Here is a 14,433-nt window from a genome sequence, read left to right on the forward strand (position 1 = left end):
CCTAGAGCAGTTCGACCCGATAATTCTCGATCACCGTATTCGCCAGCAGCTTGTCGGCGGCATCCTTCAACGCCGCCTCCGCCTTGGCCTTGTCGGCGCCCGACAGTTCGATGTCGAACACCTTGCCTTGGCGGACGCTGGCAACGCCATCGACGCCGAGCGATTTCAGCGCGCCTTCGATGGCCTTGCCCTGCGGATCGAGAATGCCGGACTTCAACGTAACGGTAACGCGTGCCTTCACGAGACTTGCCCCTTAACTCAGCTCTTCACCAGCACCGGACCGGTACCGGCCGGGCGCTCATTCTCCATCAGAATGCCCAGCCGCTTTGCCACCTCGGTATAGGCTTCCAGCAGGCCACCGAGGTCGCGGCGGAAACGATCCTTGTCGAGCTTCTCGTTCGACTTGATGTCCCACAGCCGGCACGAGTCAGGCGAGATCTCGTCGGCGACGATGATCCGCATCATCTCGTTCTCAAAGAGGCGTCCGCATTCCATCTTGAAATCGACCAGACGGATGCCGATGCCCAGGAACAGCCCGGTGAGGAAGTCGTTGACGCGGATGGCTAGCGCCATGATGTCGTCGATTTCCTGCGGCGTCGCCCAGCCGAACGCGGTGATGTGCTCTTCCGACACCATGGGGTCGTTGAGCTGGTCGTTCTTGTAATAGAACTCGATGATCGAGCGCGGCAGCTGCGTGCCCTCCTCGATGCCGAGGCGCTGCGACAGCGATCCCGCCGCGACGTTCCGCACCACCACTTCCAGCGGCACGATCTCGACCTCGCGAATCAACTGCTCGCGCATGTTGAGGCGGCGGATGAAATGGGTCGGCACCCCGATATCGTTGAGGTGCTGAAACAGGTACTCCGAAATCCGGTTGTTGAGGACGCCCTTGCCCTCGATCACCTGGTGTTTCTTGGCATTGAACGCGGTCGCATCATCCTTGAAGTGCTGGATCAGGGTTCCCGGCTCCGGACCTTCATACAGGACCTTGGCCTTGCCTTCATAAATACGGCGTCGACGGCTCATTGGGATGTACCGTGTTTTGTTGAAATCCATGAAATTGGTGTGCTCCGGATGACAAGGGTTTGCGACCACGACGGAGCTGCCGTGAAGGCCAGATCCCGAACATACGACCGGAAACAGAACAAGAACCTCGCCTGATGGCAACCTATCCGATTGGCCCATCCAGCACAATCGACCCGGCCCAATTGGGGCCAACTTATCCCGGTTGCCTGCGGCCTAACGGCCCGTTGTTTTACCGATTCGCCCCCTCTATCTAGGTAGGCGATCGGGCCGCGACAACACGGCCTTGTTTACCATTGCGGGGATTGGAACCGAAGAATGAGCACTTTTGACAAGCGCGAGGAAGGTTTTGAGAAGAAGTTCGCCCTCGACGAGGAGCAGAAGTTCAAGGCTGAGGTGCGCCGCAATAAGCTGCTCGGTCTTTGGGCAGCGGAAAAGCTCGGCCTGTCGGGCGATGCCGCCAATGCCTACGCCAAGGAAGTGGTTTCGGCCGATTTCGAGGAAGCCGGCGATCAGGACGTCCAGAACAAGGTCGTGAAGGACCTCGCCGCCAAGGGCGTCGCCGTCACCGCCGCCGAGGTGCGCGTCAAGATGGACGAGTTGATAGCGCTGGCGGCCGCCCAGGTGAAGGCGGGGACGTAGGCAGCGAATAGGGAGTAGCGAATGGCGAACAGATCCATTCGCTACTCGCTGTCAGCCATTCGCGCCTTTTTATACTCTCCACGAACGATCTCCAGCAATCGCCGCGCCGCCGCGCTGAGAAAGCCGCCGCGGCGCGTTACTGTTACCACATCGTGGCTCGCCTTGAGATCGCGGACGGCGATGGTCGAAATCGTGCCGTGTCGCAGTTCCTCAGCGGCGTTGCTCTCCGAAAGCAACGCCACGCCGAGGCCTGCTTCGACCAGGCGCTTCTGCGCGGTCAGGCTGTCGACCGGCGTCCAGTCGACTTCACCCAGGCCATGGGTCTGAAATAGCGCAAAGACGTGTGCGGCCGTGATCTCGCGCCGTCCCGGCACGACAGGGAATGCGATCCAGCGCTCGCCGCGCAGTTCTGCAAGTTTTGCGACACGGCGCCCTGCGCGCGGATGATCCAGAGCACACACCACCTGCAAACGTTCGGACAACAGCAATTCGCAGTCGAGATCGCGCGAACGGTCGGCATCATAACGCAGGCCGATGGTCACTTCGCCGCGCCGGACCATATCGCTGACTTCCGCGCTCGTCGCCGTCCGCAGGGTCAATTCGACCTCCGGGTGCTCGGCCGCAAAGCGCTTTAGAATCTCGGACAGCCGCCCGCCGGCGAGCGTGCCGACCACCGCGAGCGCAATCGGCCCTGAATTCGGCCGCGCCAGCGCGCGAACCGCATTCTCGGCATCCTGGGCGGCGGCGACCGCGCGCTCGGCATACGGCACCATCACCCGCCCGGCATCGCTCAGCATCGTGCGCCCCGCGATCCGCTCGAACAGCGGCACGCCGAGCTCCTGCTCCAGAAGCGCAATGCGCCGCGAGATCGCCGGCTGCGAACGGTGCAGCGCCTTCGCCGCATTCGAAATGCCGCCGCGGCGATGAACGGTCAGGAACGTGAGAAGCGCATCGCTGTCCATGTTTCATCCATGCAAAAAGCTGATGATGCATAGAGAAATAACAAATTTGGTTGATGGGCGATAGCCCGCTAGCTTCGCCGCCAACCAGAACCGGCCAACCAACGAAGCGGAGATTGCCGATGCGAACCCAGATGGAAAAAGCCGAAGCGTTCCGCGCGCTGCATGCGCGCCCCGGCGCCTTCATCATTCCCAATCCCTGGGACGCCGGCACGGCAAAGCTGCTCGCCGCGATGGGGTTCGAGGCGCTTGCGACCACGAGCCTCGGCCTTGCCAATACGCTCGGCAGCGCCACCGTCAGCCTCGATGCCATCATCGCGAACTGCCGGATGATCGCTGATGCCACCGACCTCCCCGTCAACGCCGACCTGGAGAATTGCGGCGCGGACGATCCGAAGACCGCCGCGAAGGCGATCGGGCGCGCGGCCGAAGCAGGCTGCGTCGGCGGCTCGATCGAGGATTTTTCCGGCGATCCGCGCCAGCCGATCTACGATTTCCAACTCGCGGTCGAGCGCGTGCAGGCGGCGGTCGAGGCTGCGCGCGCACTCCCCTTCCCGTTCACGCTGACGGCGCGCGCCGAAAATTTCCTGCATGGCCGCATCGATCTGGACGATACGATCAAGCGGCTGCAGGCGTTCGAGGCTGTTGGTGCCGACGTATTGTATTCGCCCGGCGTCCACGACATCGACACCATCCGCACGGTGGTGTCGTCGGTCGGCAAGCCCTTCAACCTGGTGATGGGATTTGCCGATCCGACGCTGACGGTCGATCAGCTCTCGGCCGCCGGCGTCAAGCGCATCAGCGTCGGCGGCGCGATGGCGCGCTATGCGCTGGCCGCGTTCTTAAAGAGCGCCCGCGAGATGAAGGATCACGGCGCGTTCACCTATGTGCGCGAGATGGCGCCGATCAAGGAAGTGCGGGCGGCGTTCGCAGTGGGCGAATAGCGAGTAGCGAATGGCGAGCAGCAGATCTCCATTCGCTATTCGCCACTCACCATTCGCGTCCCTCACCCCTCCTTGAACCCGTATTCCGACACGTTGCCGCTGGCGCCGTAATATTTGTATGGCAGGAATTTTCCGGACATCGTGATCTTGACACGGTCGCCCTTGGGATTGGGCAGGCGTTCCATCACCATGTCGAAGTCGATCGCCGACATGATGCCGTCGCCATATTCCTCCTCGATCAGCGCCTTCCACGCCGGACCGTTGACCATCACCAGTTCGTAGAAGCGGTAGATCAAGGGATCGGTCGGCGGCATCGGCGTTCCGGTGCCGCGCATCGGAACTTCGTTGAGCATGGCGATTTCGGATTTGGACAGTCCGAATAGTTCGCCGGCATTGGCGGCCTGCGGTTTTGTCAATTTCATCTGGCCGAGAATGGCGCCTGTTATCAGCACCTCCGAATAGCCGCCGATCTTTTCGCAGATATGTTTCCAGCTCCAGCCCTTCTCGCGCTTGATGTCGAGCAGCTTTTCGGTGAGGTCTTCGCGTTTCATGAATGGTCTCCTCTATTTGTCATGCCCGGCCTTGTGCCGGGCATCCACGTACTTGTTTCGCGCACCTAGGAAGACGTGGATGGCCGGGCCAAGCCCGGCCATGACGCCTGTATTGTATCCTCTGTTTCCGACGCGATGATGAGTTCGGGTTTACCCGGCCGCACCACTGGCACGTTGCGGGGATCGTGATTGGTCACATCAGACGCAAATGTCTTGCTGCGGCTGACCAGGAAATCGACGATGTGATTGCGCAGCGCGTAGTAATAGGGATGGCGGTGCAGGTCGATGCGGCCGCGGTCCTTCGGCAACGGATTTTCCACGATCTCGGCCAGCACGGCGCCCGGGCCGTTGGTCATCAGAAAAATCTTGTCGGCGAGATAGATTGCTTCATCGACGTCATGGGTGATCATGAACGCAGTCTGCCCGGTCTCCAGACAGATGCGGCGCACCTCGTCCTGCAACGTGCCGCGCGTCAACGCATCGAGCGCCGAGAACGGCTCGTCCATCAGCATGATTTTCGGCGTGATAGAGAGCGCACGCGCAATGCCGACGCGCTGCTTCATGCCGCCGGACAGTTCGGACGGGCGCTTGTGCTCGGAGCCGGTCAGCCCGACCAGGTCGATGAAGGTCTGCGCGTGCGCCTTCACCTTGGCGCGATCCCATTTGCGCCATTTCGAGGTCACGGCGTAGGCGACGTTGCCGAGCACGGTGCGCCAGGGCAGCAGCGCGTGGCTCTGGAAGATCACGGCGCGGTCGAGGCTGGTGCCCTCGATCGCCTGCCCGTCGACGATGACGGCGCCTTCGCTCGGCTGGTCGAGGCCGGCCAGAATATTCAGCACCGTGGTCTTGCCGCAGCCGGAGTGACCGATCACGCAACCGAACTCGCCGCGGTTCATCGACAGCCACAGATTCTCGAACACCGTGGTCTCTTTGCCATCCGCTCCGGGATAGCGCCGTGCAATCGCTTCGATGGAAATGAATTTGTCGGTCATGGCGCTATTCCGGGAACGTGACCATGCGCGTGAACCGCGCCAGGATCTGGTCGAGCAGCATGCCGACGACACCGATAAGGAGGATGGCGATGATGACGTTGGTGATCGAAAGGTTGTTCCACTCGTTCCAGACGAAGTAGCCGATGCCGGTGCCGCCGACCAGCATCTCGGCCGCGACGATGACGAGCCAGGCGATGCCGATCGAAATCCGCATGCCGGTGAGAATCGTCGGCGCGGCCGCCGGCAGGATCACCGTGAAGGCGCGCCTGACGGTGCCGACCTCCAGCGTGCGCGCGACGTTGATCCATTCCTTGCGCACGGCGGCTACCCCGAACGCGGTGTTGAGCAGCATCGGCCACACCGAGCAGATGAAAATCACGAAGATCGCCGAGATGCTCGAGTCCTTGATGGTGTAGAGCGCGAGCGGCATCCAGGCGAGCGGCGAAATCGGCTTCAGCACCTGGATGAAGGGATCCAGCGCCTTGCTGATCAGGGGCGACATACCGATCAGGAAGCCGAGCGGAATAGCGACAATGACGGCAAGAAAATAGCCGAGGCCGACGCGCGCGATGGAATAGCCGAGCTGGATGCCGAGCCCCTTGTCGTTTGGCCCGTTGTCGTAGAACGGTTGCCTGAGGTGCTCCCACAATTTCGCGCCGACATCGAGTGGGCCCGGCATCGCCGACTTACCGGCGGTCGCGGTCAGTCCCATCAGCTTGGCGTATTCCGGCGTCATGTTGGCGACAGCGCCCGTTCCGCGCGTGGCAAGATGCCAGATGCCGAGGAAGGCCGCGAGCAGCACAATCGAGACGACGGCTGCGCGGAAGCGAAGGGAGAAGTTCATGGCTGCGATATCCGTGTCCCGGGCGCGGTGCAGCACGAAGCGAAGCGAAGTGGTGCTCCGCAGAACCGGGACCCACCGCCTGCAAGGTCCCGGCTCAGCAATGCACCGCTACGCACTCCGTGCTGCGCGCTGCATTGCGTCCGGGACACGAGAGCATCGCCTATCACGACGCCTTCCTGATCTTGAAGCTTGCGAGATATTCCTCAGGTCTTGCCGGGTCGAACGTCTTGCCCATCACCGAAAAACTCTTGGTGGTGGTGGTCGGTGGCGTCAGCCCGGCCTCCTTCATCAGGCGCGTGGCGTCGGTCGCGAGATAGACCTGCGAAGCGATGCCGGCATAGTCGATGTCGCCCTTGATCTGCCCCCAGCGCTTCATCTGGGTCATGATCCAGACGGCAAAGGATTGCCACGGGAACGGATCGAAATCGACGCGGTTCGGCTGCGTGACGATATTGCCGAGACCGTCGGCGAAAGTGCCGGTCAGGATCTGCTCCAGCACGATCTGCGGCTGGTTGAGATAATTCGCCGGCGCGATCGCGGCCGCAATCTGCTTGCGGTTCTCCGCCTTGTGCGCGAACGCGGTCGCCTCGATGATCGATTTCAGCAGCGCGCCATAGGTGTTCGGCATCGCCGTGATGAATTCCTTCGAGGCGGCGAAGGCGCAGCACGGATGGCCCTCCCAGATATCCTTGGTCAGGATGTGAATGAAGCCGGCGCCGTCGAACACCGCGCGCTGATTCATCGGATCGGGCCCGAGGAAGCCGTCGATATTGTCGGCGCGCAGATTGGCGACCATTTCCGGCGGCGGCACCGCGCGGATCTGCACGTCGGTATCGGGATCGATGCCGTGCTCGGCGAGATAGTAGCGCAGCAGGTAATTGTGCATCGAATAGTCGAACGGCACCGCGAATTTGAAACCCTTCCAGTCCTTCGGATTGCGCTTGTCCTTGTGCTTGACCGAAAGCGTGATCGCCTGGCCGTTGATGTTTTCGACCGCCGGCATGGTGTAGGGAATCGGATTGGAGCCGGCGCCCATGGTGATGGCGAGCGGCATCGGCGACAGCATGTGCGCCGCGTCGTATTCCTTGTTGATGGTCTTGTCGCGAATGACCGCCCAGCCCGCGGTCTTGATGACTTCGACGTTCAGGCCGTTCTTGGAGTAGAACCCCATTGGCGCCGCCATGATGATCGGCGTGGCGCAGGTGATCGGGATGAAGCCGACCTTGAGGTCTTTCTTCTCGAGCGGCCCGCCAGCTGCGAAAACTTCGGTCGCGGTCTTGAGCGGGAAGAACTGCGATACGGCCGCCACGGCGGTTGCCGCACCCACCGATTTCAGAAACGCGCGCCGCGCGACGTCCCTCGGAAACATCGCGCGCATCACGGCGGAGGCGACCACGCCTTCGTAGCGCTTTTGCTCGCTCTCGATGGCGGACTGGGTCTGAAGCTGGGCGGCCTGATGCTCGGCTTCGCTGAGATGCCGGCCACAACTGCAGCCACCGGCATGAAGACGGCGGTTGGGATCGAATGGGTTGTCGAAGGTAGACATCAGCCCTCCTGCGCGACGTTGCACCCTAATTAAGCAAGGCACATGCCAGCCCCGCATTTGGGCGACGGCGCTGATATCGCAGGAATTTCGCCCCGATTGGCGGCTACGAAAATTCGTGATACACGAAAATTCGTAGTTCGATTACGAATTTTCGGAGTATTGGCCAGATGGATCTTGCCCTCGGTTCAACCACCTCGCCGCAGGATGTCGAACTGCGCACCGCCGCGTTCGAGTTCGCGATCGAGCCCGCGCTACTGCTCGATCCCCATGCCGACCAGATCCTCGACGCCAATCCGGCGGCCTGCACCCTGCTCGGCTATGACCGCGCCCTGCTGCGCCAGACCAAGGCCAGCACGCTGCATGCCGGACAATTGCCTGTTCTGATCGTGTTCACGCAAGCCGTGCTCGACAAGGGCGCATACTGGACCAACGCGCTCACCCCGCGCCACGCGACCGGGCAAAGCCTGCGCCTGGAATATGCCGGCTCACTCGTGCCCGGCGACGGCCGCTCGCTGGTGCTGCTCACCATGAGCGACCTCGATGCGCGCCGCCGCCGCTATGTCGATGCCGCGGCCGAAGACCACATGCGCGGCGGGATCGCGACCTGGCAACGGGTCGAGCGGGTGTTCCAGGATATAGAACGCGAAAACCAGTTGATCCTGCGCGCCGCCGGCGAGGGCATTTACGGCGTCAACGCCGAGGGCAAAACCACCTTCGTCAATCCGGCCGCCGAACGCATGCTGGGCTGGGGCGCGGAAGAACTGGTCGGCAAGGAAATCCACCCGATCGTTCATCACACCCATCATGACGGGCGGCACTATCCCGATCACGACTGCCCGATCTACGCGGCGTTTCGCGACGGCGCCGTGCACCAGGTCGAGGGCGAAGTGTTCTGGCGCAAGGACGGCACGCCGGTCTGGGTCGAATATACCTCGACGCCGATCCGCGACCGCGGCGTCGTCGTTGGTGCTGTCATCGTGTTCCGCGACGTCAGCCAAAGGCGCGAGGCTGACGAGAAGCTGCATGCGGCGCTCGCCGAGGTGGACCGGCTGCGCGAGCGACTGGAGCTGGAAAACGCCTATCTCCAGGAAGAAATCCGCATCGAGACCAATCCGCGCGGCATCATCGGCCAGAGCGAGGCGATCCAGAAGACGCTGCGCCAGGTCAAGCTGGTGGCGCCGACGTCGGCGGCCGTGATGATCACGGGCGAATCCGGCACCGGCAAGGAATTGATCGCCCGCGCGATCCACGAGGCGAGCAGCCGCCGCGACCGGCCGCTGATCCGGGTCAACTGTGCGGCGATCCCGCGCGAATTGTTCGAGAGCGAGTTCTTCGGCCACGTCCGCGGCGCCTTCACCGGCGCGATGCGCGACCGCATCGGCCGGTTCGAACTCGCCGACGGCGGCACGCTGTTTCTCGACGAGGTCGGCGAAATTCCGCTGGAGCTGCAAGGCAAGCTGTTGCGGGTGCTGCAGGAGGGCAATTTCGAACGCGTCGGCGAAGAGCGCACCCGCGCCGTCGATGTGCGCCTGATCGCCGCCACCAACCGCGACCTCAAGCAGGAAGTGCAGCGTGGCCGGTTTCGCGAGGACCTCTACTTCCGGCTCAACGTGTTTCCGGTGGAGTCGGTGCCGCTGCGCGAGCGGCGCGAAGACATTCCGCTGCTGGCGCAGCATTTTTTGACGCGCGAGAGCAAGGCGCTGAAATCCGATCTGCGCTTGTCGGAAGGCGATGCGCGTAGGCTTTCGCGCTACGACTGGCCCGGCAACGTCCGCGAACTGCAGAACGTGATCGAGCGCGCGGCGATCCTCGCGCAGAACGGCCGGCTGCGCATCGACCTGCCGGATGCCGCAGGCGCCTCTCCGTCCACCGGCTCGGCGCACTTAAAGCTCGAGGCCGGGAGCGCCGTCATGACATCAGCGGAAATGCGCGCGCACGAACGCGCCAACATTCTCGCCGCACTTCGGGCCTGCTCCGGCAAGGTGTTCGGCCCCGGCGGCGCCGCCGAGATGCTCGACATCAAGCCGACCACGCTGGCATCGCGCATCAAGGCGCTGGGGATTTCCAATGCGCGTGGCCTGACCGGCTAATTAAATTAGGGCGTGTACTCATAAACGTCGGCTTCCCAGAGGGATAAGTGGAAATTTTCTGCTCAATCGGTGCATTACATTACCGGTTGCGGCCCTTACATGGCCAATCTCGACCATGCACACGGCCAAGACCGAAAGCGTTCGCCAGCCACAACGGGACCGTTTCCTCTTGAGGCCCATAGCGTATTACCGGCACTACGGGCCCGCCGCATGGATCGACCCGGTCGTCCTCAGGGCGATAACGATATCGTGGAACAATATAGTAATCCCAGTAAGGAGTTGTCCTTACCACGGGCACCCTGATGATAGGCCTTTCCCGTGGTTCACGAACGACATTGGCCTGCGCATGCGCTGCGGTACTAAACGTGCTCAGGCTACACAGGACTAGGGCCGCTCCAAAAGCTACGATTACTATCCTCATGCCTTGGCCTCCTTGCCACACACAGCTAGGCCCAACTCGGACATCCGGCGACGTTCGACTTCGTGCCGCTGTTGAGGGTATATTAAAGTAAAGCGGACCTGACTCAATTACGAGTATATGCCCTAATAGCGGCGGCCGCCGACGGCGAACGGCGAGGCGCCGGGCAGCGAGTTGAACTCGCTGTCGATCCGGCCCGACTGCTGGACGTAGCCGACCCCGAGCGACAGGCTGAGATTCGACGTCGCCTGGAATTCGACGCCGGCATTCACGCTGGAGATCGGCAGCGTGCCGGACTTGGAGTCGAACGGCGCGAACGGGCCGCCGATGCCGGTATTGTATTTCAGCGTGTCGAATCCGGCATAGAAGGTGACGGGCAAGCCGCTGTTCTTCAAGCTGTAGCCGAACTGCACGCCTTCGCTATAGAGCGAACCGAAACTGCCGAACGCACTCTGGCTGATCCCGCTGAGGCCCATGCTGCTGCGCTGGCTGCCGACAAAAAAGCCGTTCGAAAAATTGTACCGCGCATAGGAAGAGCCGTTTCCGACGTCGCGGAAGTCGAAGCTCGGAAAGCTCCCGTACGCGTTCGGGCTCTCGCCCGCATCTCCGCTGAAGCCCATCGGCCAGCCCGGGATCCAGTAATTCACCGGTGAGGCCTGGGCGTTGGCCGTGCGTGCGCCCAGGCACAGCATCGCTGCGACCAATGCGAGACCAAATCTGCGTGAGAACATCGACATCCGCGCGACCACCACCTGTGCCGCAATTATACCCACGGATATCGGGAACGCCAGAGCGTTGCCATGGCGCGGTTCCACCCATTGGCGATGTTGCGTCGATATCGCAGGCCGCGAGGTTGCAACCTGATCGGTCGAATCAGGCCGCAACCATCAGACGCATTGCTTACGCCGCCTTGGTGGTGAGCTTGGCCTCCGTCGGCAGGCCCTCCTCGATCGGCAACGACGGATCGCGCGACCATTCGTTCCAGGAGCCGAAATACATCCGGACATCCTTCACGCCGGCGTTCTTCAATGCGAGGAAGGTGTTCGAGGCACGCGCGCCCTTGAAGCAGTAGAGATAGACCGGCGTGCTCTGGGTTATGCCGACGGTGGCGCATTCCGCCAGGATTTCGTTCTTCGACTTGAAGCGCGGCCCTTCCGCAGTTGGCTTCATCATGCGGTACCATTCGAGCCAGACGGCGCCGGGGATGCGTCCCTTGCGCGGGCAGAAGTCTTTCCCATAAGGCGAAGAGCTCTCGCCGATCCACTCATCGATATCGCGGACGTCGAGCAAGGCGATACCGGCCTTGCCGACGGCGGCGAGCATGGTCTTGGCGTCGATCAGGATGTCGCCGGCTTCGGGCAGAACCGAGAACGACGCCTTCACCGGCGACGGCACGTCCGTAGTCACCGGCAGGCCGGCCGCCACCCAGGCATCGTAGCCGCCATGCAGCACCTTGATCTTGGGATAGCCGAGCATGGTGAGCAGGTAATAGCCTCGGCAGGACTGGCCGAAGCCGGAATTCATCGACTGTTCGTAGATGACCGCGGTCTCTTTACCCGAAAGCCCGGCGGCGCCGAACGCGTCGGCGAATTTCGTCTTCAGCTCCTGCATGCCTTCCGGCGTCGAGGTCGCGAGGTAAGTGAAGATTTCATGGACATTGACGGCGCCTGCGAGATGCCCCGCGCCGTAAGCCTCGGGATTGCGGGTGTCGATGATGACACACGGCTCTTGCTTGAGGAATTCCGCGAGTTCGCCGGCAGTAATCAGAACGTCCGTCATGGCAGGCCTCTCCTGTTATGGTTGCTGGTTGGGGTCGATCGGAAATCCCTTTAGTGCTCGTCGCCGGCCAGCATCTTGCGAAGCTGCTTGGTGGCGGGCGTGACGATGGCAACGAAATAGGCTTCGCGAAGCCTCCGCTGCGCGCGGTGGCTCTTCAGGTAGCCCCGCGCGCCGCAATGGAGCATTGCCGCATGCGCGGCCGCGACGCTGGCATCGCCGGCGCGCAGGCGAAGCGCCACCACGCGCCGCCAGTAGCTGTCGTCGGCGCTGTAGGGGTCGCGCGCGAGCGCCATGGCCTCCTTCTCGAACTCGGCATGGAGTTCGCGGAACTGAACCGGTTGCTGCGGCAGGTAGCGGTTGACGTGGCCGAGCGGCGCCTCGACCTCGTCCATGATCTGGATGCAATCCTTGATGAGACCCAGCGCCATGCCGACCTGCAGCAGGATGAACCCTGCGCGGATCTTCTTGACGAACGGCCCCGCCGGCTCGGCCAGGATCAATTCGTCCGGCACGAAGACATCGCGGAACTGCACGCCATAGGTGCCGGTGCCGTCCATCGCCAGGAACGGCTTGCACGGCTGCAGCGTGATCGCGGGATTGGAGCAGTCGGCGAGGAACATCACGATGCCGCCATGCTCGTCCTCGCGCTCGAAGATGGTGCCGAAGAAATGATCGGCGCCGAGGTTCGACACCCAGGGCAGCGCGCCGCGCACGACGTAACCGCCTTCCACCTTGCGGCCTTTCAGCTTGAGCTTCTCGATGCCGAAAAAACTCTTCATCGGGTTGGACAGCCCGGTGCCGCCGAGGATCTCGCCGCTGGCGAACTTGCCAGCAAACTTGGCGACGAGCTTTGGATTGCCCGAATTCGAGGCGTACCAGACCAGCGTGTTCTGGCACCACGCCATGAAGGCGGTGGCGCCGCAGACTTCGCCTAGCGCTGCGATCGATTGAATGGCGCAGCGCAAATCGGCCGCGCCATTCATCGGTTGATGGCTGCCCCACGCACCGGCATCGCCAAGGCGCTTGAGCAGCGCATCGGGATAGACCGTGCCTTCATCGATGGCGCTCGCCAGGGGTGCGAGGTCTTTGCGCGCGATTATCCCGACCTGATCGGCGATCGATGCCGATGGGAGATCGTCTACCGCGAGCCGGGATACCGCCAATGAACCCATGAAACCCTCCGCACCCAAGACTGTTCGCACTCAAAGGCTTGTCGTGGCTGTTTAAGCGTTGACTTCGAGATTGACCGGGCGAGTGAAGGTGTTGGCGACCGGCGACCACTTCTTGACATGCGCCACCAGCGCATCGATCTCGCTCTTCGGAACGCCCTCGCATTCCATGTCGACCTTGACGCGGACATCGGTGAAACCGACCGGTTTCTCGCTGACGTCGCCGGTGCCCCACACCGCCGTGATGTTGAGATCGCCTTCCAGTTCGAGTTCGAGCTTGTTGACGATCCAGCCGCGGTGAACGGCGTTGGCGTGCAGGCCGACCGCAAGGCACGAGCCCAGCGCGGCCAATGACGCCTCCGACGGATTGGGCGCGGTGTCGTCGCCGAGCAGGCCCGGCGGTTCGTCGACGATGTAGGGCGCGAGGTTGCGGATGTAGTTGGCGTGGCGGAACTTGCCCTCCGCCACCGTCTTGCACTTCAAGGTCTTGATGACCTTCGGATTGGCCTTGCCGTTGGCGATGAGCTGCTCGAGCCCATTTTTGTCGATCGGCGCCAGGCAGCCTGTGAGCACCGTTTTTTGAGCGACCGCGGTCATCATTTCTCTCCCTAGTAGGATACTGAACGTTCTGTTTCCTGCATTAAGCGTGCCAGGAGCAGCCAAAATCAAAAGCCGAACGTCTCTCGCCGCTTAGCTGTGCCTGCCCGGAAATTGGTCAGCGCGGGGCTGCTCACGCGCGATGCAGTTGCCGCGTGCTTGCGATTACTTTCGACGCAAAGATGCGGCTTGATGATTGCGCCGCGGTTCGATTAACTGGCGCGCATGGGCAAATCGGTTTCAAAGAGGAAAACTGTCGCGGCAGGCTATGAAGAATCCGCACGCGGACGCCTGCTCAGCGCTGCGACGCATCTGTTCTGCAAGAACGGTATCAACGCCACCGGGATCGATGCGATCATCGACGAGGCCGGCACCGCCAAGACCACGCTCTACAAATTGTTCGGCTCCAAGACCAACCTCGTCAACGCCGTGCTGGAAAGCGAAGGCAAGGCGTGGCGCGAATGGTTCATCGGCGCGATGGAAGATGGCGGCGGTGACGCGCAGGCGAAGCTTAAGCGGATTTTTCCGGCGCTGAAGCGCTGGTTCGCAGAGGAGCGTTTCTACGGCTGTCCCTTCATCAACGCGGTCGCCGAGCACGACAAGGACGCCAAGCAGTTCCGCAACATCGCGCTGCGCCACAAGAAGGTCGTGCTGGCGCATATCGAAAAGCTCGCCGCTGAAATGGGCGCGACCGAGCCGCGAATACTCGCCCATCAGCTAGCGCTGCTGATCGACGGCGCCATCGTCGCCGCCATGGTCTCGCGCGACCCGGGCGTCGCCGACACCGCAGGCCTCGTCGCGGGCAATCTGTTCGGGCCGTCCAGAATGAAGAAGCCGAAGCGTAGCCCTGCAGAACTTGTCGCCGTCTGAGGCACCGGC

Annotated in this window: 15 protein-coding genes; 4 read left to right on the forward strand and 11 right to left on the reverse strand. The window is 62.4% G+C overall.

Annotated features, from left to right (window positions below):
• Position 1: 1 nt before the first annotated feature.
• The gene (gene purS, locus V1279_RS21200) at positions 2–241 is read right to left on the reverse strand and encodes a phosphoribosylformylglycinamidine synthase subunit PurS (protein ID WP_057838858.1); all 240 of its coding nucleotides are present in this window, start codon (positions 239–241) and stop codon (positions 2–4) included.
• A gap of 17 nt (positions 242–258) precedes the next feature.
• Positions 259–1,026 carry a phosphoribosylaminoimidazolesuccinocarboxamide synthase gene (gene purC / locus V1279_RS21205; RefSeq protein WP_171708996.1) on the reverse strand — a complete coding sequence of 256 codons (768 nt, stop codon included), beginning with the start codon at positions 1,024–1,026 and terminating at the stop codon, positions 259–261.
• A gap of 315 nt (positions 1,027–1,341) precedes the next feature.
• Between purC and V1279_RS21210 the strand changes: the two genes are divergently transcribed.
• Complete coding sequence (locus tag V1279_RS21210; protein ID WP_334439708.1) at positions 1,342–1,665, forward strand: DUF1476 domain-containing protein; 324 nt, start codon at positions 1,342–1,344, stop codon at positions 1,663–1,665.
• 41 nt (positions 1,666–1,706) lie between these two features.
• On the opposite strand, the gene V1279_RS21215 is transcribed toward V1279_RS21210, so the two are convergent.
• On the reverse strand, positions 1,707–2,627 hold the full coding sequence (locus tag V1279_RS21215) for a LysR family transcriptional regulator (RefSeq protein WP_334439711.1): 921 nt from the start codon (positions 2,625–2,627) through the stop codon (positions 1,707–1,709).
• A gap of 119 nt (positions 2,628–2,746) precedes the next feature.
• Between V1279_RS21215 and V1279_RS21220 the strand changes: the two genes are divergently transcribed.
• A complete protein-coding gene (locus V1279_RS21220) occupies positions 2,747–3,568 on the forward strand; it encodes an isocitrate lyase/PEP mutase family protein (protein ID WP_334439713.1) in 822 nt (273 codons plus the stop codon).
• Positions 3,569–3,630: 62 nt separating this feature from the next.
• Here the strand turns inward: V1279_RS21220 and cynS are convergent, their stop codons facing one another.
• The 4 genes from cynS to V1279_RS21240 all read right to left on the reverse strand — a co-directional run bounded on the left by cynS (position 3,631) and on the right by V1279_RS21240 (position 7,501).
• Positions 3,631–4,119, reverse strand: coding sequence for a cyanase (cynS, locus tag V1279_RS21225; protein ID WP_334439714.1), 489 nt, complete (start codon positions 4,117–4,119; stop codon positions 3,631–3,633).
• 65 nt (positions 4,120–4,184) lie between these two features.
• A complete protein-coding gene (locus V1279_RS21230) occupies positions 4,185–5,111 on the reverse strand; it encodes an ABC transporter ATP-binding protein (protein ID WP_334439717.1) in 927 nt (308 codons plus the stop codon).
• 4 nt (positions 5,112–5,115) lie between these two features.
• A complete protein-coding gene (gene ntrB, locus V1279_RS21235; RefSeq protein ID WP_334439719.1) occupies positions 5,116–5,955 on the reverse strand; it encodes a nitrate ABC transporter permease in 840 nt (279 codons plus the stop codon).
• 163 nt (positions 5,956–6,118) lie between these two features.
• Positions 6,119–7,501, reverse strand: coding sequence for a CmpA/NrtA family ABC transporter substrate-binding protein (locus V1279_RS21240; RefSeq protein ID WP_334439721.1), 1,383 nt, complete (start codon positions 7,499–7,501; stop codon positions 6,119–6,121).
• A 167-nt stretch (positions 7,502–7,668) separates the two neighbouring features.
• On the opposite strand from V1279_RS21240, the gene V1279_RS21245 reads away from it, so the two are divergent.
• Complete coding sequence (locus V1279_RS21245; RefSeq protein WP_334439723.1) at positions 7,669–9,591, forward strand: sigma 54-interacting transcriptional regulator; 1,923 nt, start codon at positions 7,669–7,671, stop codon at positions 9,589–9,591.
• Positions 9,592–10,134: 543 nt separating this feature from the next.
• Here V1279_RS21245 and V1279_RS21250 read toward each other — a convergent pair.
• The 4 genes from V1279_RS21250 to V1279_RS21265 all read right to left on the reverse strand — a co-directional run bounded on the left by V1279_RS21250 (position 10,135) and on the right by V1279_RS21265 (position 13,554).
• The gene (locus tag V1279_RS21250) at positions 10,135–10,782 is read right to left on the reverse strand and encodes a hypothetical protein (protein ID WP_334439725.1); all 648 of its coding nucleotides are present in this window, start codon (positions 10,780–10,782) and stop codon (positions 10,135–10,137) included.
• Positions 10,783–10,909: 127 nt separating this feature from the next.
• The gene (locus V1279_RS21255) at positions 10,910–11,788 is read right to left on the reverse strand and encodes a sulfurtransferase (RefSeq protein ID WP_334439727.1); all 879 of its coding nucleotides are present in this window, start codon (positions 11,786–11,788) and stop codon (positions 10,910–10,912) included.
• A gap of 50 nt (positions 11,789–11,838) precedes the next feature.
• Positions 11,839–12,960 carry an acyl-CoA dehydrogenase family protein gene (locus V1279_RS21260; RefSeq protein ID WP_334439730.1) on the reverse strand — a complete coding sequence of 374 codons (1,122 nt, stop codon included), beginning with the start codon at positions 12,958–12,960 and terminating at the stop codon, positions 11,839–11,841.
• A gap of 51 nt (positions 12,961–13,011) precedes the next feature.
• Complete coding sequence (locus V1279_RS21265) at positions 13,012–13,554, reverse strand: OsmC family protein (RefSeq protein ID WP_334439733.1); 543 nt, start codon at positions 13,552–13,554, stop codon at positions 13,012–13,014.
• A gap of 225 nt (positions 13,555–13,779) precedes the next feature.
• Between V1279_RS21265 and V1279_RS21270 the strand changes: the two genes are divergently transcribed.
• Entirely contained in the window at positions 13,780–14,424 is a 645-nt protein-coding gene (locus V1279_RS21270) for a TetR/AcrR family transcriptional regulator (protein WP_334439736.1), read from the forward strand.
• Positions 14,425–14,433 lie beyond the last annotated feature (9 nt).

Origin of the sequence: Bradyrhizobium sp. AZCC 1610, from assembly GCF_036924515.1 — a bacterium.
Lineage (GTDB): Bacteria > Pseudomonadota > Alphaproteobacteria > Rhizobiales > Xanthobacteraceae > Bradyrhizobium.

Bases quoted from the DNA above. Each gene is read 5' to 3' on its own strand.
- V1279_RS21245 (WP_334439723.1), top strand. From the start codon at position 7,669: ATGGATCTTGCCCTCGGTTCAACCACCTCGCCGCAGGATGTCGAACTG.
- V1279_RS21210 (WP_334439708.1), top strand. From the start codon at position 1,342: ATGAGCACTTTTGACAAGCGCGAGGAAGGTTTTGAGAAGAAGTTCGCC.
- ntrB (WP_334439719.1), bottom strand. From the start codon at position 5,955: ATGAACTTCTCCCTTCGCTTCCGCGCAGCCGTCGTCTCGATTGTGCTG.
- V1279_RS21270 (WP_334439736.1), top strand. From the start codon at position 13,780: ATGGGCAAATCGGTTTCAAAGAGGAAAACTGTCGCGGCAGGCTATGAA.
- V1279_RS21260 (WP_334439730.1), bottom strand. From the start codon at position 12,960: ATGGGTTCATTGGCGGTATCCCGGCTCGCGGTAGACGATCTCCCATCG.
- V1279_RS21220 (WP_334439713.1), top strand. From the start codon at position 2,747: ATGCGAACCCAGATGGAAAAAGCCGAAGCGTTCCGCGCGCTGCATGCG.
- V1279_RS21215 (WP_334439711.1), bottom strand. From the start codon at position 2,627: ATGGACAGCGATGCGCTTCTCACGTTCCTGACCGTTCATCGCCGCGGC.
- V1279_RS21240 (WP_334439721.1), bottom strand. From the start codon at position 7,501: ATGTCTACCTTCGACAACCCATTCGATCCCAACCGCCGTCTTCATGCC.
- V1279_RS21265 (WP_334439733.1), bottom strand. From the start codon at position 13,554: ATGACCGCGGTCGCTCAAAAAACGGTGCTCACAGGCTGCCTGGCGCCG.
- cynS (WP_334439714.1), bottom strand. From the start codon at position 4,119: ATGAAACGCGAAGACCTCACCGAAAAGCTGCTCGACATCAAGCGCGAG.
- V1279_RS21255 (WP_334439727.1), bottom strand. From the start codon at position 11,788: ATGACGGACGTTCTGATTACTGCCGGCGAACTCGCGGAATTCCTCAAG.
- purC (WP_171708996.1), bottom strand. From the start codon at position 1,026: ATGAGCCGTCGACGCCGTATTTATGAAGGCAAGGCCAAGGTCCTGTAT.
- V1279_RS21230 (WP_334439717.1), bottom strand. From the start codon at position 5,111: ATGACCGACAAATTCATTTCCATCGAAGCGATTGCACGGCGCTATCCC.